The organism is Kitasatospora sp. NBC_01246 (genome assembly GCF_036226505.1).
Classification (GTDB): domain Bacteria; phylum Actinomycetota; class Actinomycetes; order Streptomycetales; family Streptomycetaceae; genus Kitasatospora.
Window position 1 is genome coordinate 8,142,943 of record NZ_CP108484.1, and the last position, 22,297, is coordinate 8,165,239.

The window sequence follows — 22,297 nt, forward strand, 5'->3', positions numbered from 1 at the left end:
CGCACCACCACGCACCACAGCGCACCAGCGAGCGCCCCGGGCTTGCATCGTCGGCGGGGCCGCACCGAACCGGGAAGGGCCGACCATGCCTCAGGCGGGCACCAACACCACGCAGGTCGAGCCGGCCGCAGTCCTCCAGGAGCTGACGGCGGCACAGGCAGGGGTACTCGCCGCACAGCGGATCGACCCGGACAACCCGGCCTACAACGTCGGCCAGTACGTCGAGATCACCGGGCCGTTCGACCCCGCGCTGCTGGAGCGGGCGCTGCGCCGGACCCTCGCCGAGGCCGACGGCCTGCACGTCCGGCTCGCCGAGCACGAGGGCCGCACCGTCCAGCTGCCCACCGCCTTCGACGCCGAGGCCTGGCAGCTGCCCCGGCTCGACACCAGCTCCGCCGCCGACCCGGTGGCCGCCGCCACCGCGCTCGTCCGGGCCCAACTCGCCGTCCCGACCCCGCTGGAGGGCCTCGAGGCCGGCCCGCTGCACGGCGCGCTGCTGGTCCGGGTCGGCGAGCAGCGCCACCTCTGGTTCCAGTGGTTCCACCACCTGGTCGTCGACGGCTACAGCGTCGCGCTCCTCACCCGCCGGGTCGCCGAGGTGTACACCGCCCTCGCCGCCGGCACCGACGTGCCCGACAGCCCGCTGCGCCCGCTCGCCGTCCTGCTGGTGGCCGAGCGCGAGTACCTCGCCGGCCCCGCCGCCGCCGAGGGCCGGGAGTACTGGAACACCCGATTCGCGGACCGCCCCGCCGTCGTCGGCCTCACCGAGGCGACCGCCCAGGCCGCGCCCGCCGCCCGGTACCACCGCGCCGAACTGACCGCCGAGGACTCGGCCGCCGTGCTCGCCTCGGCCCGGGCGGCCCGCGCGACCTGGGCCGAGGCGGCCGCCGCCGCCCTCGCCGGCTACCTGCACCTGATGACCGGGACGCCGGACGTCGTGCTCGGCATGCACTTCATGGCCCGCACCGCCCCCGGCACCCTGCGGGTGCCCGGCATGGCCGTCAACATCCTGCCCGTACGGATCGCCGTCGCCGGGACGGACAGCCACACCGGGCTGATGCGCCGCGCCGCCGCCGAGCTCACCGCGACCCGCCGCCACCAGCGCCACCGGGGCGAGGAGATCCGCCGCGACCTCGGCCTGGTCGGCACCGACCACCGGCTCCACGGGCCGCTGCTCAACATCAAGCCCTTCGACCTCGCGCTGGACTTCGCGGGCAGCCCCGGACAGACCGTCACCCTGGCCTCCGGCCCGGTCGACGACCTCTCGCTGTCCGTCACCAAGACCCCGGACGACCGGCTGGTGCTGGAGTTCGGGGCCAACCCGGAGCTCTACACCCAGGCCGCGCTGGAACTGCACGCCGACCGCTGCGCCGGCCTGCTCGCCCGGCTCGCCGCCGATCCGGAGCGGCCGATCGGCGACCAGCCGCTGCTCGCCGACGCCGAGCGGGCCGCCGTGCTGCACGACTGGAACGCCACCGCCCGGGAGGTCCGCGAGGGCACCCTGGTCAGCCGGATCGCCGAGCGCGCCGCCGCCACGCCGCAGGCCCCCGCCGTCGTCTTCGAGGGCGAGACGCTCAGCTACGCCACGCTCGCCGAGCGCTCCGACGCGCTGGCCCGCTCGCTGGCCGCCGCCGGCGCCGGCCCGGAGACCGTCGTCGCCGTGGCCGTGCCGCGCTCCGCCGACCTGATGGTCGCCCTGCTCGCCGTCCTCAGGTCCGGCGCCGCCTACCTGCCGCTGGACGCCGGCTACCCGGCCGACAGGCTCGCCCACATGATCGAGGACGCCCGCCCGGTCCGCGTCGTCACCGTCCCCGAGGTGCTGGACCGGCTGCCGGAGAGCGCCCGCGCCGCCGCCGTCCTGATCGGCCCCGGCCACACCCCCGCCGGCGCCACCACGACCGCCCTGCCCGCCGTGGACCCCGACTCCGCGGCCTACGTCATCTACACCTCCGGCTCCACCGGCCGCCCCAAGGGCGTCGTGGTCCCGCACCGCGCCATCGTCAACCGGCTGGCCTGGATGCAGCACGCCTACCGCCTCACCCCCGAGGACCGCGTCCTGCAGAAGACCCCCGCCAGCTTCGACGTCTCGGTCTGGGAGTTCTTCTGGGCGCTCTGCGAGGGCGCCGCCGTCGTCCTGGCCCGCCCCGAGGGCCACAAGGACCCGGCCTACCTCGCCGCCCTGATCGCCGACACGGGCGTCACCACCCTGCACTTCGTGCCGTCCATGCTCCGCGCCTTCCTGGAGGAGCCGACCGCCGCAGCCGGCTGCGGCGGATTGCGGCGCGCCTTCTGCTCCGGTGAGGCCCTGCCCGGCGACGTCGTCGAGCGCTGGTACGCCGCGCTGCCCGACGTCCCGCTGCACAACCTCTACGGGCCCACCGAAGCGGCCGTCGACGTCACCCACCACCCCACCGAGCCCGGCGCCGGCGTCGTCCCGATCGGACGCCCCGTCTGGAACACCCGCCTGTACGTGCTGGACGCCCGGCTGCGCCCCGCCCCGGTCGGCGCGCCCGGTGAGCTGTACCTGGCCGGCGTCCAGCTGGCCCGCGGCTACCTGGGCCGCCCCGGCCTGACGGCCGAGCGGTTCGTCGCCTCCCCGTTCGCCGACGGCGAGCGCCTCTACCGCACCGGCGACCTCGTCCGCTGGGCCCCCGACGGCACCGTCGAGTACCTCGGCCGCACCGACGACCAGGTCAAGGTCCGCGGCTTCCGGATCGAACTCGGCGAGATCGAGGCCGCCCTGGAGGCGCTGCCCGGGGTCGCCCAGGCCGCCGTCACCGCCCGCGAGCTCACCCCCGGCGGCGCCCGCCAACTGGTCGGCTACGTCGCCCCGGCCCCCGCCGACCCGGACGACCTGCTGGCCGCCCTGGCCGCCACCCTGCCCGAGCACATGGTCCCGGCCGTCCTGCTCGGCCTCGACGCGCTCCCGCTGAGCCTCAACGGCAAGCTCGACCGCAAGGCGCTGCCGGCCCCCCGGCAGGCCGCTGACGGCGCCGTCCGCGCCCCGCGCACCGAGACCGAGCGGATCCTCACCGACCTCGTCGCCGAGGTCCTCGGCCTGGACACGGTCGGCGTCGACGACAACTTCTTCTCCCTCGGCGGCGACAGCATCTCCGCCATCCAGCTCGGCAGCCGGGCCCGCCGGGCCGGCCTCGCCCTCACCCCCCGGGTGGTCTTCGAACGGCGCACCGTCGCCCGGATCGCCGCCGTCGCCGAGCAGACCGCCCCGGCGGTCCGCCGGGCCGGCGTCGAGGGCACCGGCCCGCTGCCCGCCACCGCGATCAGCTCCTGGCTGCGCGAGCGCGGCGGCCCGGTCACCCGGTTCAGCCAGCACACCGTGGTCACCGTCCCGGCCGGCCTCGACCGCGCCCGGCTCACCGCCGCCCTGGACACCCTGACCGACCACCACGACGCCCTGCGGCTGCGCCTGGACATCGCCGCCGACGGCACCTGGACCCAGCAGATCCGGCCCGCCGGCAGCGCCCCCGCCGCCGAGCGGCTGCGCCACCTCACCGTCGCCCCGGCCGAGCTGTCCGCCGCCGCCGCGATCGAGCGCGAGGCCGCCGTCGACCGGCTCGACCCCGAACAGGGCGTCGTGCTGCAGGCCGTCCACCTGGACGCCGGCCCGGACACCGACGGCCTGCTCGTCCTCGCCGCCCACCACCTGGCCGTGGACGGCGTCTCCTGGCGCATCCTGCTCCCCGACCTGCACGCCGCCTACGAGGGCCGCCCGCTCGACCCGGTCGCCACCTCGCCGCGCGGCTGGGCCCTCGGCCTCGCCGAGGCGGCCACCGGTGACCGGATCCGCGCCGAACTGCCCGGCTGGCAGGCCGTGCTGGCCGACGGCGCCGGCCCGCTCCTCGGCGACCGCCCGCTCGACCCGGCCCGCGACACCGCCGCCACCACCCGCCGGCTGCGCCTCACGCTGCCCGCCGCCCGCACCGCCCCGCTGCTCACCGCGGTACCCGCCACCCACCGGGCCGGCGTGGACCACACCCTGCTCGCCGGTCTCGCGCTCGCCCTGCTCGGCCGGCGCCGCGACCGGCACGGCGCCGGCGCCCGCGCCGACCTGCTGCTGCGGCTGGAGGGCCACGGCCGCGAGGACCAGCTCGTCCCCGGCGCCGACACCACCCGCACCGTGGGCTGGCTGACCACCGAGTTCCCGGCCCGCCTCGACCTGGCCGGCCTGGACCTCGACGAGGCGCTGACCGGTGGCGCCGCCGCCGGCCGCGCCCTGGCCCTGGTCAAGGAGCAGCTACGGGCCCTGCCCAACGCCGGCGCCGGCTACGGCCTGCTCCGCCACCTGGACCCGGTCTCCGGCCCCGCCCTGGCCGACGCCGACCAGCCGCAGCTGCTCTTCAACTACCTCGGCCGCTTCACCGCGGACGGCGCGCACTGGACCGTCGCCCGCGAGGCCGGCGACGCCGTCGCGGCCGGCGCCGACCCCGCGCTGCCCACCGCCCACGCCCTGGAGGTCGGCGCCTTCGTCCACGACGGCCCCGACGGCGCCGAACTCGCCGTCACCCTCTCCTGGCCGCACGGCGTCCTGACCGAGGAGGCCGTCCGCGACATCGCCGAGCGCTGGTTCGCCGCGCTGGACGCCCTCGCCGCGTACGCCGCCCGGCCGGACGCCGGCGGGCTCACCCCCAGCGACGTCCCGCTGGCCGCCGTCAGCCAGCCGCTGCTGGACCGGATCGCGGCCGAACACCCCGGCACCGTCGACGTCCTGCCGCTCTCCCCGCTCCAGGAGGGCCTGCTCTTCCACGCCCTCTACCAGCGCGAGGAGGGCACCGACGACCTCTACACCTCGCTCACCTCGCTGGACCTGCGCGGCCCGCTGGAGCGGCCGGCCCTGCGCCGCGCCGTGGACGCCGTGGTCAACCGGCACTCCGCGCTGCGCTCCGGCTTCACCGCGATCGGCGAGCACCCGCTCCAGCTGGTGGCGGACACCGTCACGGTGCCCTGGACCGAGCACGACCTCACCGCCCTGCCCGCCGACCGGCGCGACGCCGCGGTCGCCGGGATCGAGGACGAGGAGGCCTCCCGCCGGTTCGACCTCGCCCGGCCGCCGCTGGTGCGCTGCGCGCTCGTCACCCTCGGCGCGGACCACCACCGCCTGGTGCTGACCCGCCACCACATCGTGATGGACGGCTGGTCCACCCCGGTCCTGCTGCGCGAGCTGGTCACCGCCTACGGCGACGGCGGCGCGAGCGCCGCGCTGCCCGCCACCACCCCGTACGCCGACCACCTCGGCTGGCTGGCCGCCCGGGACGCCGGCGCCGACACGCTCGCCTGGCGCGAGGCGCTGGCCGGCCTGGAGGCGCCGACCCTGCTCGCCGACACCCTGGGCCGCCCGGCCGACGGCCCGGCCGCCGCCGGCGCCGAGATCCACCTGCCGCTGTCCGCCGAGCTCGCGGCGGCGCTCACCGGCACCGCCCGGGCGCACGGACTCACCCTCAACACCCTGGTCCAGGGCGCCTGGGCGATCCTGCTCGGCCGTCTCACCGGCCGCGCGGACGTGGTCTTCGGCGCCACCGTCTCCGGCCGTCCCGGCGACCTGCCCGGCGTGGAGTCCATGGTCGGCCTGTTCAGCAACACCGTGCCGGTCCGCTTCCGCCCCGAGGAGGACGAGCCCGCCGTCGAGGCGCTCACCCGGCTGCAGGCCCAGCAGTCCGCGCTGCTCGACCACCAGTACCTCGGCCTGGCCGACATCCAGGCGCTCGCCGGGCACGGCACCCTCTTCGACACCCTGCTGGTCTTCGAGAACTACCCGGTCGACCCCGACCGGCTGACCGCCCGCGGCCTGCGGGTCGCCGGCATCGGCAACCGGGGCGCCACCCACTACCCGCTGACCGTGCTCACCCTCCCCGGCGAGGCGCCGCGGCTCACCGTCGAGTACCGCGCCGACGTGTTCACCGCCGAGCAGGCCGCCGCCGTCGGCGCCCGCCTGCTGCGGGTGCTGGAGACCGTCGCCACCCGGCCCGGGACGCCCGTCGGCGAGCTGGAGGTCCTGGACGGGCGGGAGCGCGACACGCTGCTGCGCGGCTGGAACGCCACCGGCCGCGAGGTCCCCGCCGGGACGGTCGTCGACGCCTTCGAGGCCCGCGCCGCCGCCACCCCCGACGACACCGCCGTGGTCTTCGGCGACCGGCGCCTCAGCTACGCCGAGCTGGCCGGGCGGGTCGAGCTGACCGCCCGCCACCTCGCCGCGCTCGGCGCCCGCCCCGGCCGGGTGGTCGCGCTGGCGCTGCCCCGCTCGGCCGAGCTGGTGGCCGCCCTGCTCGGGGTGCTGAAGTCGGGCGCCGCGTACCTGCCGGTCGACCTCGACCACCCGGACGAGCGGATCGCGCTGATGCTCGCCGACGCCGAACCGCTGGTCACCCTGACCACCGACGAGGTCGCCCGCACCCGCCCGGTCCTCGCCGGGCACGGCCTGGGCACCCTGACCACCGGCCGGCTCGGCGCGCTGGACGCCGACCCCGTCCGCCCCGACCCCGACGACCTCGCCTACGTCATCCACACCTCCGGCTCCACCGGCCGCCCCAAGGGCGTCCAGGTGCCGCACCGCGGCCTGGCCAACATGCTGGAGCACCACGGCGGGACGGTCTTCGCCCGGGCCGAGCGGGCCGCCGGCGGCCGCCGGCTGCGGGCCGCGCACACCGCGTCGTTCTCCTTCGACTCCTCCTGGGAGCAGCTGCTCTGGCTGATCCGCGGCCACGAGCTGCACGTCTACGGCGAGGACCTGCGCCGCGACCCGCAGGCCCTGGTCGCCCGGCTGCTCGCCGACCGGATCGACACCCTGGACGTCACCCCGTCGTTCGGCCGGCAGCTGGTCGAATGGGGCCTGCTCGACTCGGCGGAGCACCGCCCGCTGCTCTTCCTGGTCGGCGGCGAGGCCGTCGGCGACGCCCTGTGGAGCCGGATCCGCGACACCGAGGGCGTGCTCGGCCACAACTTCTACGGCCCGACCGAGTACACCGTCGACACCCTGGGCGCGGCCCTGGACGAGAGCCCCACCCCGTGCGTCGGCCGGCCGATCGGCAACACCCGGGTCTACGTGCTGGACGCCCGGCTGCGGCCCGTCCCGGCCGGGGTCCCCGGCGAGCTGTACATCGCCGGCGAGGGCCTGGCCCGCGGCTACGGCAACCGCCCCGGCCTGACCGCCGGCCGCTTCGTCGCCTGCCCGTTCGGCGACGGCGAGCGGATGTACCGCACCGGCGACGTGGTCCGCTGGCGCGGCGACGGCACGCTGGACTACCTGGGCCGCGACGACGACCAGGTGAAGATCCGCGGGTTCCGGATCGAGCCCGGCGAGGTCGAGGCCGCGCTGGCCGCCCTGCCCGGCGTGGCCCAGGCCGCCGTGCTGGCCCGCGCCACCGCCACCGGCGTCAAGCGGCTGATCGGCTACGTCGTGCCCGCCCCCGGCGGCGAGGCCGACCCGGCCGCCCTGCGCCGGACGCTGGCCGGGTCGCTGCCCGAGTACATGGTCCCGGCCGCGATCGTGCCGCTGCCGGCGCTGCCGCTGAACGTCAACGGCAAGCTGGACCGGCACGCCCTGCCCGAGCCGGAGGCGAGCGCCTTCGCGGCGCCCGCCGGCCGCGCCCCGCGCGACGAGCGCGAGGCCGTGGTCTGCGGCGTCTTCGCCGAGGTGCTCGGCCTGCCGCAGGCCGGGGTCGAGGACGACTTCTTCGACCTCGGCGGCCACTCCCTGCTCGCCACCCGCGTGGTCGGCCGGCTCCGCGCCGCGCTGCGGGTCGAGGTCGCCGTGCGGGACCTCTTCGAGAGCCGCACCGCCGCGGCCCTGGCCGCCCGGCTGGCCACCGCCGCCACCGGCCGCCCCGCCCCGGCCGCGCGGCCCCGCCCCGAGCCGCTGCCGCTCTCCGCCGCGCAGGCCCGGCTCTGGTTCCTGTACCGGCTGGAGGGCCCCAGCACCGCGTACACCATCCCGTGCGCGCTGCGGATCGACGGCGCCGTCGACACCGACGCGCTGCGCGCCGCCTTCGCGGACGTCCTGGCCCGGCACGAGGCGCTGCGGACGGTCTTCCCCGACCGGGACGGCCGGCCCCACCAGCGGATCCTGACCCCCGAGCAGGCCGGCGTGCCCTTCACCGTGGAGGAGGTCGCGGCGGGCCGGCTCGACCGGGCGGTCGCCGCCGCCGGCGCCTACGCCTTCGAGCTCGCCGAGGAGGTCCCGGTCCGCGCCACCCTGCTCCGCGCCGGGCCGCAGCGGTCGGTGCTGAGCGTCGCGCTGCACCACATCGCGGGCGACGAGTGGTCCGAGGGGGTGCTGCTGCGCGACCTCGACCACGCCTACGCCGCCCGCCTGGCCGGCACGGCGCCGGTCTTCGAGCCGCTGCCGCTCCAGTACGCGGACCACGCGCTCTGGCAGGCCGACCTGCTCGCCGACCAGGACGGCAGCGCCGCCACCCAGGCCCGCTACTGGACGCGGCGGCTGGCCGACCTGCCGGCCGAACTCGCCCTGCCGACCGACCGGCCGAGGCCCGCCGAGGCCACCGGCCGGGGCGGCGCGGTACGGCTGCGGCTGCCCGATGCCCTCCACCGGGCGCTGCGCGGCTACGCCCAGCGCAGCGGCGCGACCCCGTTCATGGTCACCCAGGCGGCCGCCGCGCTGCTGCTCGGCGGGCTCGCCGGCACCACCGACGTGGCGCTCGGCACCCCGGTCGCCGGGCGCGCCGACGAGGTGCTGGAGCCGGTCGTCGGCTTCTTCGTCAACACGCTCGTGCTGCGTCACGACCTCTCCGGCGAGCCGACCTTCGACGACCTGGTGGCCCGCGCCCGGGAGACCGTGCTGGGCGCGCTCGCCCACCAGGACCTGCCGTTCGACCGGCTGGTCGAGATCGTCAACCCGGAGCGCTCGCTCGGCCGCCACCCGCTGTTCCAGGTGATGGTCCAGCACCGCAAGGAGGCCGGCGGCCTGGACCGCCTGCTGGGCGCCCGCACCGCGCTGCTGCCCGACCCGGTGCACGCGGCCCGCTTCGACCTGGCCTTCACCTTCGTGGAGTCCGCCGACGGCGACCACACCGACCTGACCGTCATCTACGCCGACGACCTCTTCCACCGCTCCACCGGCCGGCTCTTCGGCGCCCGCCTGCTGCGGGTGCTGGAGCAGGCGCTGGCCGCGCCGGACCGCCCGGCCGCCCGGGTCGAGCTGACCGGCGCCCAGGAGCGGCGCGGCCTCGCGGGGGAGTGGAACGCCACCGACCGCGAGGTGGCGCCGGGCACCCTGGTGACCCGGATCGCCGAGCGGGTCGCCGCCACGCCCGACGCGGTCGCGGTGTCCTTCGAGGGCGCGGAGGTGACCTACCGCGGCCTGGACGAGCGGGCCGGCCGGCTGGCCCGCGTCCTCGCCGCGCACGGCGCCGGACCGGACCGGATCGTCGCGGTCGCCGTGCCGCGCTCGGTCGAGCTGATGGTCGCCCTGCTCGCGGTGCTCAAGTCCGGCGCCGCCTACCTGCCGCTGGACACCGAGTACCCGGCGGACCGGCTGGCCGCGATGGTCGAGGACGCCGCCCCGGTCTGCGTGCTCACCCTGCCCGGCACGGCCGGCGCGCTGCCGGTCGTCCCCGGCGTGCCGGTGCTCGGCGTCGACGCCGAGGGGCCGCAGGCCGAGCCGGTCGCCCCGGAGCCGGAACACCCCGCCTACGTGATCTTCACCTCCGGCTCGACCGGCCGCCCCAAGGGCGTCGTCGTCCCGCACCGGGCGATCGTCAACCGGCTCGACTGGATGCGCGAGGTCTACAGCGTCACCCCGCAGGACCGGATCCTGCAGAAGACCCCGGCCGGCTTCGACGTCTCGGTCTGGGAGTTCTTCCTGCCGCTGGTCAGCGGCGCCCGGGCGGTCCTGGCCAGGCCCGGCGGCCACCGGGAGCCGGAGTACCTGGCCGCGCTCGCCGCCGGCGCGGGCATCTCCACCGCGCACTTCGTGCCCTCGATGCTCACCGCCTTCACCGCGGTGGCCGAGGCCGACCGCACCGTCCGGGACCGCTTCGCCGGGGTGCGCCGGGTGTTCTGCTCCGGCGAGGCGCTGCCGCCCGCGGCGGTCGAGCGCTTCGCGGCCCTCTGGCCGCAGATCGAGCTGCACAACCTCTACGGGCCCACCGAGGCCGCCGTGGACGTCACCTACCACCGCGCCTGGGCCGGCTCCGGCGTCGTCCCGATCGGACGCCCCGTCTGGAACACCCGCCTGTACGTGCTGGACGCCCGGCTGCGGCCGGTCCCGGTCGGCGTGCCCGGCGAGCTGTACCTGGGCGGGGTCCAGCTGGCCCGCGGCTACCTGGGCCGCCCCGGCCTGAGCGCCGGCCGGTTCGTCGCCGACCCGTTCGCCCGGGGCGAGCGCATGTACCGCACCGGCGACCTGGTCCGGCGGCTGGTCGACGGCGAGGTCGAGTACCTCGGCCGCACCGACGACCAGGTGAAGATCCGCGGCTTCCGGATCGAACTCGGCGAGGTGGAGGCCGCGCTGGCCGCCGCACCGGGCGTGGCCCAGGCGGCCGTCGCCGCCCGCGCCGTCACCGAGGGCGGCGCCCGCCAGCTGTTCGGCTACGTCGTCCCGCAGCCGGGCGCCTCGGTCGGCGGCGACGCCGTCCGCGCCGCGGTGGCCGCGGTGCTGCCCGAGCACATGGTCCCGGCCGCCGTCACCGTGCTGGACACGCTGCCGCTGAGCGTCAACGGCAAGCTCGACCGCAAGGCGCTGCCCGACCCGGCCCGCCGCCCGGCCGCCGCCCCCGCGGCGGCCGGGCAGACCCCGGGCCGCTCGCTGGCCAGGGTCTTCGCCGAGGTGCTGGGCCTGCCCGAGGTCGGCGAGGAGGAGAACTTCTTCGCCCTCGGCGGCGACAGCATCGTCTCCATCCAACTGGTCAGCCGGGCCCGCGCGGCCGGCTTCCCGATCGCCGCCAAGGACGTCTTCCAGCACCCGACCCCGGCCGCGCTCGCCGCCGCCAAGGGCCTGGGCACGCCCGCCGCACCCGCCCCCGCCGGCCCGTCGGCCGTCGCGCCGCCCGCCGACGGCGAGCTGCCCGCCCTGCCGGTGGTGCACTGGCTGCGCGAACGCGGCGGCCCGATCGACCGGTTCAACCAGTCCGTCCTGCTGACCGTCCCGGCCGGGCTGCGGGAGCAGCCCCTGCGGGACGCGCTGGCGGCCCTCGCCACCCGCCACCCGGCGCTGCGGCTGCGGTTGGACCGCACCGACGGCCTCTGGACCCAGGAGGTCCTGGCCGCCGACGCGGCCCCCGCCCTGACCGACCCGCGCACCCTGCGCCCGGTCGACGCCCGGGGCGCGCGGGAGGCGGGACCCGCCGGGTGGACCGCCCTGCTGACCCGCGAGGCGGACGCGGCCGCGGCGGCGCTCGACCCCGGCACCGGCCGGGTCCTTGGCGCCGTCTGGTTCGACGCCGGCCCGGACACCGACGGCCGGCTGCTGCTGACCGTCCACCACCTCGCCGTGGACGGGGTCTCCTGGCGCACCCTGCTGCCCGGCCTGCGCACCGCCTACGAGGCACTGGCGGCCGGCGGCCGCCCGGCCCTCGAACCGGAGGCCCACAGCCTGCGGGCCTGGTCCGAGCAGCTGCTCGCGCACGCCCACGAGCGCGGCCGGATCGCCGAGGCCCGGCAGTGGCGGGAGGTCCTCGACGGTCCGGCCGGGCCACTCGGCGGCCTCACCGCCGACCCGGCCCGGGACACCGTCGCCACCCTGCGCACGCTGCGCCGCACCCTGCCCGCCGACCGCACCGAGCCGCTGCTGACCGCCCTGCCGCAGTCCTTCGGCGCCGGCGTGGACGACGTGCTGCTGGCCGGCCTCGCCCTCGGCGTGGCCGCCGCCCGCCCGGGCGCCGCACCGGCCGTCCGGGTCGACCTGGAGGGCCACGGCCGGGGCGGCAGCGAGGCGGCCGGACTCACCCCGGACCTCGCCCGCACCGTCGGCTGGTTCACCACCGTGCACCCCGTCCGGCTCGACCTGACCGGCCTGGACCCGGCCGAGGCGATGACCGGCGGCGCGCTCACCGGCCAGGCGCTCAAGCAGGTCAAGGAGCAGCTGCGGGCCGCCCCCGACCGGGGCCTGGGCTTCGGCCTGCTGCGCCACCTCAACGCGCAGACCGCGCCGCTGCTGGCCGCGGTGCCCCGCTCCGAGGTGCTGTTCAACTACCGCGGCCGGACGGACACCGGCGCCGGACCGCAGGGCGGCTGGGCGTTCGCCCCGCAGGACGAGCGCACCGCCGTCGCCGCCGCGGCCGGCCCCGACCGGCTGATGCCGGCCGGCTACCCGCTGGAGATCGACGCGGTCGTCGCCGCCGGCCCCGACGGCCGCCCGGAGCTGACGGTCGAGTGGAGCTGGCCGGGCGCGCTGTTCGGCGAGGACGAGGTGGCGGCGCTGGCCGACTCCTGGTTCGCCGCGCTCGACGCGCTCGCCCGGCACGCCGCCGGCGGCGACGCGGGCGGGGTGACGCCGTCCGACCTCGACCTCGTCCGGCTCAAGCAGACCCAGATCGACCGGCTGGAGTCGCGGCTGCGCAGGCGCCGCCGATGAGCCGCGAACCGGGCGGCGCCGCCGCCCCCGACCCCACCGACCGCCACCCCACCCCCAGGACCGAGAACCCCGTGACGAACGACTCCACCGCACCGATCGACGACTCGCAGGCCCAGGCCCCGGCCGCGTCGGCCCTGGAGGACGTCTACCCGCTCTCCTCCCTGCAGGAGGGGCTGCTCTTCCACGCGCTCTACGACGACGAGGCGCGCGACGTCTACGTCGTGCAGTCGCACCTCGACCTGGCCGGCCCGGTCGACGGCGCCCGGCTGGCCGCCGCCGTCGACGCGCTGCTGGTGCGGCACGCCAACCTGCGCGCCGGGTTCTGGTACGAGGACCCGGAGGCGGTCGTCCAGTTCGTCCAGCGCGAGGTGGAGACCCCGCTGCGGGTGGTCGACCTGACCGCCCCGGCCGGGGCGGAGCAGGACGCCGCGGTACTGGCCGCGATGGACGAGGACTGGCACCACCGGTTCGAGCTGGACGCCCCGCCGCTGCTGCGGCTGGCCCTGCTCCGGCTGGGGCCGGACCGCTCCCGGCTCGTCATCACCTGCCACCACCTGCTGCTCGACGGCTGGTCGATGCCGATCCTGGTGCGCGAGCTGCTGGCGCTCTACGGGTCGGCCGGCGACCTCGCCGCGCTGCCCGCCGTCCGCCCCTACAAGGACCACCTGGCGCTGCTCGCCACCCGCGACACCGCCGCCGCCGAGGCCGCCTGGGGCGCCGCGCTGGCCGGTTTCGCCCAGACCCACCCGGTCGCGCCGGGCGCCGGCGTCGCCACCGCCGTCGAACCGGCCGTGGTCACCCTGCACGCCGAGCGCGAGCTCTCCGCCGCCGTCGCCGAGGCCGCCCGAGGCCGGGGCCTGACCCTCGGCAACCTCGCCCACACCCTCTGGGGCGTCCTGCTCGGCTCGCTCACCGGCACCGCCGACGTGGTCTTCGGCACCACCGTCTCCGGCCGCCCCGACGACCTGCCCGGCGCCGACACCATGGTCGGCCTCTTCATCAACACCGTGCCGGTGCGCGTGCGGCTCGCCCCCGGCGCCACCCTGGCCGGCGCCGCCGCCGCCGTCCAGCGCGAGCAGGCCGAGCTGATCGCCCACCAGCACCTCGGCCTCGGCACCATCCAGCGGCTCGCCGACGTCGAGGGCGCGCTGTTCGACACCCTGCTCGTGGTCGAGAACTACCAGGGCGGCGGCGACGCGCTCCGCACGAGCCTGGGCACCGTCGAGGGCCTGGCCGTCACCGCGCTCGGCGCCCGCGACGCCACCCACTACCCGCTGGGCCTGACCGTGCTGCCCGGCGAGCGGCTGCGCCTGGAGCTGGAGTACCGGCCCGAGCTGTTCACCGAGGCCGAGGCCGGCCGGATCGCCGACCGCTTCCTGCGCCTGCTCGCCGCGTTCGCCGCCGACCCGGACACCCCGCTCGCCCGGCTGGACCTGCTCGACGCCGCCGAGCGCGCCGCGCTGCCCGCCACCGTCTCCGGCGGCGAGCACCGCGTCCCGGACGCCACCGCCGCCGACCTGTTCGCCGACCGGGCCGCCCGCACCCCGGACGTCCGGGCCCTGGTCGGCCCCGGCCTGACCGGCGGCCCGGCCCCCGTCCAGCTCTCCTTCGCCGAACTGGACGCCGCCGCCGACCGGCTGGCCCGACTGCTGCGCGCCCACGGCCTGCGCGCCGACGACATCGCCGCCCTCGCGCTGCCGCGCTCCGCCGAGTCGGTCACCGCGCTGCTCGCCGTCCTGCGGGCCGGCGCCGCCTACCTGCCGATCGACCTCGACCACCCGGACGAGCGGCTCGCCCTGCTCCTGGCGGACGCCCGCCCCGCCGTCGTCCTGACCACCGCCCAGGTCGCCGCCCGGCTGCCCGAGGTGCCCGGCGCCGCCGTCCTGCTGCTGGACGACCCGCGGACCGCCGCCGACCTCGCCGCGCTGCCCGCCGGCCCGCTCACCGACGCCGAGCGCGGCGGTCCCGTCCACCCCGACGCCGCCGCGTACGTCATCCACACCTCCGGCTCCACCGGCCGGCCCAAGGGCGTGGTGATCCCGCACCGCGGCCTCGGCAACCTGATCCACGACCACCTGGCCACCACCTTCGCCGACGCGCTGCGCGCCACCGGCCGGGCCCGGCTGCGCGCCCTGCACACCGCGTCGTTCTCCTTCGACTCCTCCTGGGAGCAGCTGATCTGGCTGATCGGCGGCCACGAGCTGCACGTCCTCGGCGAGGACGACCGCCGGGACGCCGAGGCGGTGGTCGGCTACACCCGCGCCCACCGCGTCGACGCCCTCGACGTCACCCCCTCGTACGCCCAGCAGCTGCTCGACAGCGGCCTGCTGGCCGGCGAGCACCGCCCGGCGGTGCTGCTGCTCGGCGGCGAGGCGCTGCCCGAGCCGCTCTGGACCAGGCTGCGCGGCGAGGCGGGCGTCACCGCCGTCAACTACTACGGCCCGACCGAGTTCACCGTCGACGCCCTGGTCGCCGACCTCGCGGACAGCGCCGCCCCGGTCATCGGCCGCCCGCTGCGCGGGACCCGCGCCCACGTGCTGGACGGCCTGCTGCGGCCGGTCCCGGCCGGGGTGCCCGGTGAGCTGTACCTGGCCGGTCCGCAGCTGGCCCGCGGCTACCTGGACCGGCCCGGCCTGACCGCCGGCCGGTTCGTCGCCGACCCGTTCGCCCCGGGTGAGCGCATGTACCGCACCGGCGACCTGGTCCGCCGGCGGGCCGACGGCGAGGTCGAGTACCTCGGCCGCACCGACGACCAGGTGAAGATCCGCGGCTACCGGATCGAACTCGGCGAGATCGAGGCCGCGCTGGCCGGGCAGCCGGGCGTGGCCCAGGCCGCCGTGCTGGTCCGGCCCGGCGCCGTCCGGCGCATCGTCGCCTACGTCGTCCCCGCCCGGGACGCCCTGCTCGACACCGAGGAACTCCACCGGGCGCTCGCCGCCCGGCTGCCGGAGTACATGGTGCCGTCCGCCTTCGCCGTGCTGGACGCGCTGCCGCTGACCGTCAACGGCAAGCTCGACCGGGCCGCACTGCCCGACGAGGCGCTCGCCTACACCGGCCTGGCGGCCGGCCGGGACGCCGGCTCCGAGACCGAGCAGTTGCTCTGCGACCTGTACGCGGAGGTCCTCGGCCTGCCGCGGGCCGGCGTCGAGGACGACTTCTTCCGCCTCGGCGGCGACAGCATCTCCTCGATCCGGCTGATCGGCGCCGCCCGCGCCGAGGGGCTCTCGCTCAGCCCGCGCGACGTGTTCGAGCGCCGCACCCCGGCCGCCCTCGCCGAGCTGGCCGACCGCCGCGACGCGGCCGGCGCCGCCCCGGAGCTGCCCGAGCTGCCCCCGGCGACCGAGGCCGAACTGGCCCTCGTCCGCGCCGCCGTGCCCAAGCTGGAGATCGAGGACGTCTGGCCGGTCTCCCCGCTCCAGGAGGGCCTGCTCTTCGAGGCCGGGTACGACGAGCAGGCGCTGGACGTCCACACCTCGCGCGACGTGCTCTCGCTGACCGCCCGGATCCCGCTGGAGGTGCTGCGCGCCGCCGTGGCCGCCGTGCTGGACGGCCATCCCAACCTGCGGGCCGGCTTCCTCCAGGACGGCCTGGAGCGACCGGTTCAGTTCCTGCCGCGCGCCGTCGACGTCCCGCTCACCGAGGTCGACCTGTCGGCGCTCGGCACGGACGACTTCGAGGCCGAACTGCGCCTCCTCAAGGAGCGCGAGGCGTTCACCCGCTTCGACCTCGCCGCGCCGCCGCTGCTGCGGCTGGTCTCGGTGCTCACCCCCGACGGCGGCCAGCGCGTCCTGATCACCAACCACGCGCTGCTCTGGGACGGCTGGTCCTCCGGGCTCTTCCTCCAGGAGGTGCTGACCCGCTGCGCCGGCGAGCGCCCGCCGGCCGCCGGTCTGCCCTACCGGGACTTCCTGCGCTGGCTGGCCGGCCAGGACCAGGAGGCCGGCCGGGCCGCCTGGCGCTCCGCGCTGGAGGGCCTGGCCGAGCCGACGCTGCTCGCCCCGCAGGCCCGCGAGCGGGCCGCGCTGCTGCCGGAGGAGGTCGTCGTCGAGGCCCCCGCCGGGCTCGGCGAGCGGCTGGCCGCCTTCGGCCGGGAGCACGGCCTGACCCTCAACACCGTGCTCTCCGGCGCCTGGGGCCTGCTGCTGGCCGGTCTGACGGCCCGCGAGGACGTGGTGTTCGGCGCCACCGTCTCCGGCCGCCCGGCCGAGCTGCCCGGCATCGACGCCACCATCGGCATGTTCCTCAACACGGTGCCGGTCCGGGCCCGGCTGGACGGCGAGGAGGGCGTCGCCGCCTTCCTCACCCGATTCCAGGACGAGCAGAGCGCCCTGCTGGCGCACCACCAGACCGGGCTGGGCGAGATCCAGCGCGGCACCGGCTTCGGCCGGCTGTTCGACACCCTCCAGGTGCTCCGCAACACCCCGGCCGACGAGGGCCTGCGGGACCGCCTGCGCGAGCGCCTCGGCCTGCGCCAGGTGACGGACGTCGACGCGACGCACTTCCCGCTGATCTTCATCACCAACCCCGGCGAGCACCTCACCTTCGAGTGGAAGTACCGCCCGGACGTCTTCGAGCGGGCCGTCGTCGAGGAGCACGCCGAGCGGCTGCTGGCCCTGCTGGAGCAGATCCTGGAGCGCCCCGACCGCCCGGTCCGCACCCTGGATGTGTTGACGGTGCGTGAGCGGGGTCTGGTGTTGGGGGAGTGGGTGGCGACGGGTCGTGGGTTGCCGGGGGCGACGGTGGCGGATCTGTTGGCGGAGCGTGCGGTGGCGGTGCCGGGTGAGACGGCGCTGGTGTTCGGTGGGGTGTCGTGGTCGTATGCGGAGTTGGATGCCCGGGTGAACCGGTTGGCGCGGTTGTTCGTGGCGCGGGGGGCGGGGCCGGAGAGGGTGGTGGCGCTGGGGTTGCCGCGTTCGTTGGAGATGGTGGCGGCGTTGTTCGCGGTGCTGCGGACGGGTGCGGCGTATCTGCCGTTGGAGCTGGACTACCCGGTGGACCGGTTGGCGTTCATGGTGGAGGACACCGCTCCGGTCTGTCTGGTGACGGACTCGGCGGCCGCGGATCGGATGCCGGCTTTCGAGGGTGTGCTGCTGTTGGACTCGCCGGAGGTGATGGCCGAGTTGGCGGCGTTGCCGGAGGGTCCGTTGGGTGTGGTGGTGGATCAGGACAGTCCGGCGTATGTGATCTTCACCTCGGGGTCGACGGGTCGGCCGAAGGGTGTGGTGACGCCGTACCGGGGTCTGACGAACATGCAGTTGAACCATCGTGAGGCGATCTTCGATCCGGTGGTCGAGTCCGCGGGCGGTCGCCGGCTGCGGATCGCGCACACCGTCTCGTTCTCCTTCGACATGTCCTGGGAGGAACTGCTCTGGCTGGTCGAGGGCCACGAGGTCCACGTCCTGGACGAGGCCCTGCGCCGCGACGCCCAGGGTCTGGCCGACTACCTGGACGTCCACGGGATCGATGTCATCAACGTGACGCCCTCGTACGCGCAGGCGCTGGTGGAGGCCGGTCTGCTGGACGAGGACCGGCACCGTCCGGTGCTGGTGCTGCTGGGTGGTGAGGCGGTGGCGGAGACGCTCTGGACCAGGCTGCGCGAGACGCCGGGCGTCATGGGCTACAACCTGTACGGGCCGACCGAGTACACCATCAACACCCTCGGTGGCGGGACGCGGGACTCGGCGACCGCGACGGTGGGCCGGCCGATCTGGAACACCCGGGCGTACGTCCTGGACGCCTGTCTGCGGCCGGTTCCGGTGGGTGTGGCGGGCGAGCTGTACGTGTCGGGTGTGGGTCTGGCGCGGGGTTACCTCAACCGGGCGGGGCTGACGGCGGAGCGTTTCGTCGCGGACCCGTTCGGCGAGCCGGGGGCCCGGATGTACCGCACCGGTGATGTGGTGCGCTGGCGTCAGGACGGTCTGCTGGACTTCCTCGGCCGTGCCGACGACCAGGTGAAGATCCGCGGTTACCGGGTCGAGCCCGGCGAGATCGAGGACGCCATCGCCCTGGACCCGGCCGTGGCCCAGGCCGCCGTGCTGGTCCGCGAGGACACCCCCGGCGTCAAGCGCCTGGCCGCCTACCTCGTCCCCGCCGCGACGGCCGTGGACCTCGCCGCCGTCCGCAACGAACTCGCCGCCCGGCTCCCCGAGTACATGGTGCCGTCGGCGTTCGTGGTGCTCGACGAGCTGCCGCTGACCGTCAACGGCAAGCTCGACCGCAAGGCCCTCCCCGCGCCGGCCGGCACCGGGACCGGCCCCGGCCGCGCCCCGCGCGACGCCCGGGAGGAGATCCTCTGCGGCGCCTTCGCCGAGGTGCTCGGCCTCGCCGAGGTCGGCCCCGAGGACCACTTCTTCGACCTCGGCGGCCACTCCCTGCTGGCCACCCGGCTGATCGGCCGGGTCCGCGCGCTGCCCGGCGGCGCCGGGCTCACCGTCCGCGACCTCTTCGAGGCACCCACCCCGGCCGGCCTCGCCCACCGGGCCGGCGCCGGCGACGACCCGCGCCCCGCCCTGGGCCGCCGCGAGCGCCCGGCCGACCTGCCGCTCTCGCACGCCCAGCGCCGGATGTGGTTCCTGCAGAACCTCGACGACTCGGGCGCCACCTACAACGTGCCCCTGGTGGTACGGGTCACCGGCCCGCTGGACCGGGCCGCCCTCGGCGCCGCCGTCCGCTCGGTGACGCAGCGGCACGAGAGCCTGCGCACCGTCTTCACCGAGCGCGACGGCGACGTCCACCAGCGGATCCTGGAGGCCCCGGCGGCCGAGGCGGCCGTGCACCTGGTCCGCTCCTCCGAGTCGACGCTGGACGCCGACCTCCGGAGCGCCGTCCGGTACGGCTTCGACCTCTCCGCCGAACTGCCGCTGCGCGTCAGCCTGCTGGAGCTCGGCCCGGAGGACCACGTGGTGGTGGTGCTCTTCCACCACATCGCGGGCGACGAGTGGTCGATGCTCCCCTTCATCGAGGACCTCACCGGCGCCTACGCGGCGCACACCGACGGCCGCACCCCCGACTGGGCGCCGCTGCCGGTCCAGTACGCCGACTACACGCTCTGGCAGCAGGAGCTGCTCGGCTCGCCCGAGGACGAGCGGAGCCTGCACGCCCGTCAGGCCGGGTACTGGAAGCAGGCACTCGCCGGGCTGCCGGAGGAGCTGCCGCTGCCGACCGACCACCCGCGCCGTCCGGTGGCCGGCTACCGCGGCGACACCGTGCGCGGCCAGGTCCCCCCGGCCGTCTACCGCGGTCTGCGCGAAGCCGCCCGGGCGACCGGCACCACCACCTTCATGGTGCTCCAGGCGGCGGTGGCCACCCTGCTGCACCGCCTGGGCGCCGGCACGGACATCCCCCTCGGGGCGCCCGTCGCCGGGCGTTCCGACAGCGCGCTGGACGGGCTGGTCGGCTTCTTCGTCAACACGCTGGTCCTGCGCAACGACCTGTCCGGCGACCCGACCTTCGCCGAGCTGCTGACCCGCACCCGGGACACCGACCTGGCGGCCTTCGCCCACCAGGACCTGCCGTTCGACCGGCTGGTCGAGGCGGTCAACCCGCCGCGCGTGCCCGGCCGGCACCCGCTGTTCCAGGTGATGCTCGGCTACCAGCACAACGACGGCCAGGCCGGGCGCCTGCTCGGCCTGGAGAGCCGGATCCTGCCCTTCGAGCTGGGCGCCGCGAAGTTCGAACTCGACTTCAACTTCGAGGAGACCTCCGCCACGGAGGAGATCGACATCGCCCTCGAGTACGCGGCCGACCTCTACGACCGCACCACCGCCGAGGCCCTGGTCGGGCGGCTGCTGGCTCTGCTGGAGCAGGTCGCGGCCGACCCGCGGCGCCGGATCGGCGCCCTGGATGTGTTGACGGGGCGTGAGCGGGGTCTGGTGTTGGGGGAGTGGGTGGCGACGGGTCGTGGGTTGCCGGGGGCGACGGTGGCGGATCTGTTGGCGGAGCGTGCGGTGGCGGTGCCGGGTGAGACGGCGCTGGTGTTCGGTGGGGTGTCGTGGTCGTATGCGGAGTTGGATGCCCGGGTGAACCGGTTGGCGCGGTTGTTCGTGGCGCGGGGGGCGGGGCCGGAGAGGGTGGTGGCGCTGGGGTTGCCGCGTTCGTTGGAGATGGTGGCGGCGTTGTTCGCGGTGCTGCGGACGGGTGCGGCGTATCTGCCGTTGGAGCTGGACTACCCGGTGGACCGGTTGGCGTTCATGGTGGAGGACACCGCTCCGGTCTGTCTGGTGACGGACTCGGCGGCCGCGGATCGGATGCCGGCTTTCGAGGGTGTGCTGTTGCTGGACTCGCCGGAGGTGGTGGCCGAGTTGGCGGCGTTGCCGGAGGGTCCGTTGGGTGTGGTGGTGGATCAGGACAGTCCGGCGTATGTGATCTTCACCTCGGGGTCGACGGGTCGGCCGAAGGGTGTGGTGACGCCGTACCGGGGTCTGACGAACATGCAGTTGAACCATCGTGAGGCGATCTTCGATCCGGTGGTCGAGTCCGCGGGTGGCCGCCGGCTGCGGATCGCGCACACCGTCTCGTTCTCCTTCGACATGTCCTGGGAGGAACTGCTCTGGCTGGTCGAGGGCCACGAGGTCCACGTCCTGGACGAGGCCCTGCGCCGCGACGCCCAGGGTCTGGCCGACTACCTGGACGTCCACGGGATCGATGTCATCAACGTGACGCCCTCGTACGCGCAGGCGCTGGTGGAGGCCGGTCTGCTGGACGAGGACCGGCACCGTCCGGTGCTGGTGCTGCTGGGTGGTGAGGCGGTGGCGGAGACGCTCTGGACCAGGCTGCGCGAGACGCCGGGCGTCATGGGCTACAACCTGTACGGGCCGACCGAGTACACCATCAACACCCTCGGTGGCGGGACGCGGGACTCGGCGACCGCGACGGTGGGCCGGCCGATCTGGAACACCCGGGCGTACGTCCTGGACGCCTGTCTGCGGCCGGTTCCGGTGGGTGTGGCGGGCGAGCTGTATGTGTCGGGTGTGGGTCTGGCGCGGGGTTACCTCAACCGGGCGGGGCTGACGGCGGAGCGTTTCGTGGCGGACCCGTTCGGCGAGCCGGGGGCCCGGATGTACCGCACCGGTGATGTGGTGCGCTGGCGTCAGGACGGTCTGCTGGACTTCCTCGGCCGTGCCGACGACCAGGTGAAGATCCGCGGTTACCGGGTCGAGCCCGGCGAGATCGAGGACGCCATCGCCCTGGACCCGGCCGTGGCCCAGGCCGCCGTGCTGGTCCGTGAGGACACCCCCGGCGTCAAGCGCCTGGTCGCCTACCTGGTGCCGGGTGAGGGTACCCTTATCGAGGCCGCCGCGGTCCGGCGTATGCTGGCCGCCCGGCTGCCCGAGTACATGGTGCCGTCGGCGTTCGTGGTGCTCGACGAGCTGCCGCTGACCGTCAACGGCAAGCTCGACCGCAAGGCCCTCCCCGCGCCCAGCGCCACCGACTTCACCGCGTCGGGACCGCTGCGCGGACCGAGGTACCCGACCGAGAAGGCCGTGCACGCGGCGTTCACCGACGTGCTGGGCCTGCCCGCACTCGGGATCGACGAGAACTTCTTCGACCTCGGCGGCCACTCGCTGCTCGCGATGTCGCTGCTCCAGCGGATCCGGGCGGAGTTCGCCGGTGACTTCGGCCTCGCCGACCTGCTGGCCCGGCCGACCGTGGCGGCGCTCGCCGAGTTCCTCGTCGACCGTCTCGTCACGGCCTCGCTCGGCGAGGAGCCTGAGAGCACGCCGGCTTGTTCCGGCTGACCGCCCGTCCACCGAC

Annotated in this window: 2 protein-coding genes; both read left to right on the forward strand. The window is 76.2% G+C overall.

Going from position 1 to position 22,297, the window contains the following annotated elements; translation table 11 throughout:
• Nucleotides 1-85 precede the first annotated feature (85 nt).
• Nucleotides 86-12,544 (forward strand): non-ribosomal peptide synthetase, encoded by a 12,459-nt coding sequence (locus OG618_RS34240; protein WP_329491518.1) that lies wholly within the window; start codon nt 86-88, stop codon nt 12,542-12,544.
• Nucleotides 12,541-22,281 carry a non-ribosomal peptide synthetase gene (locus tag OG618_RS34245; protein ID WP_329491519.1) on the forward strand — a complete coding sequence of 3,247 codons (9,741 nt, stop codon included), beginning with the start codon at nt 12,541-12,543 and terminating at the stop codon, nt 22,279-22,281. Before OG618_RS34240 ends, OG618_RS34245 begins: the two co-directional genes overlap by 4 nt.
• The last annotated feature ends 16 nt before the right edge of the window (nt 22,282-22,297 follow it).

Coding starts and splice junctions, on each gene's coding strand:
- OG618_RS34240 (WP_329491518.1), top strand. CDS start 86: ATGCCTCAGGCGGGCACCAACACCACGCAGGTCGAGCCGGCCGCAGTC.
- OG618_RS34245 (WP_329491519.1), top strand. CDS start 12,541: ATGAGCCGCGAACCGGGCGGCGCCGCCGCCCCCGACCCCACCGACCGC.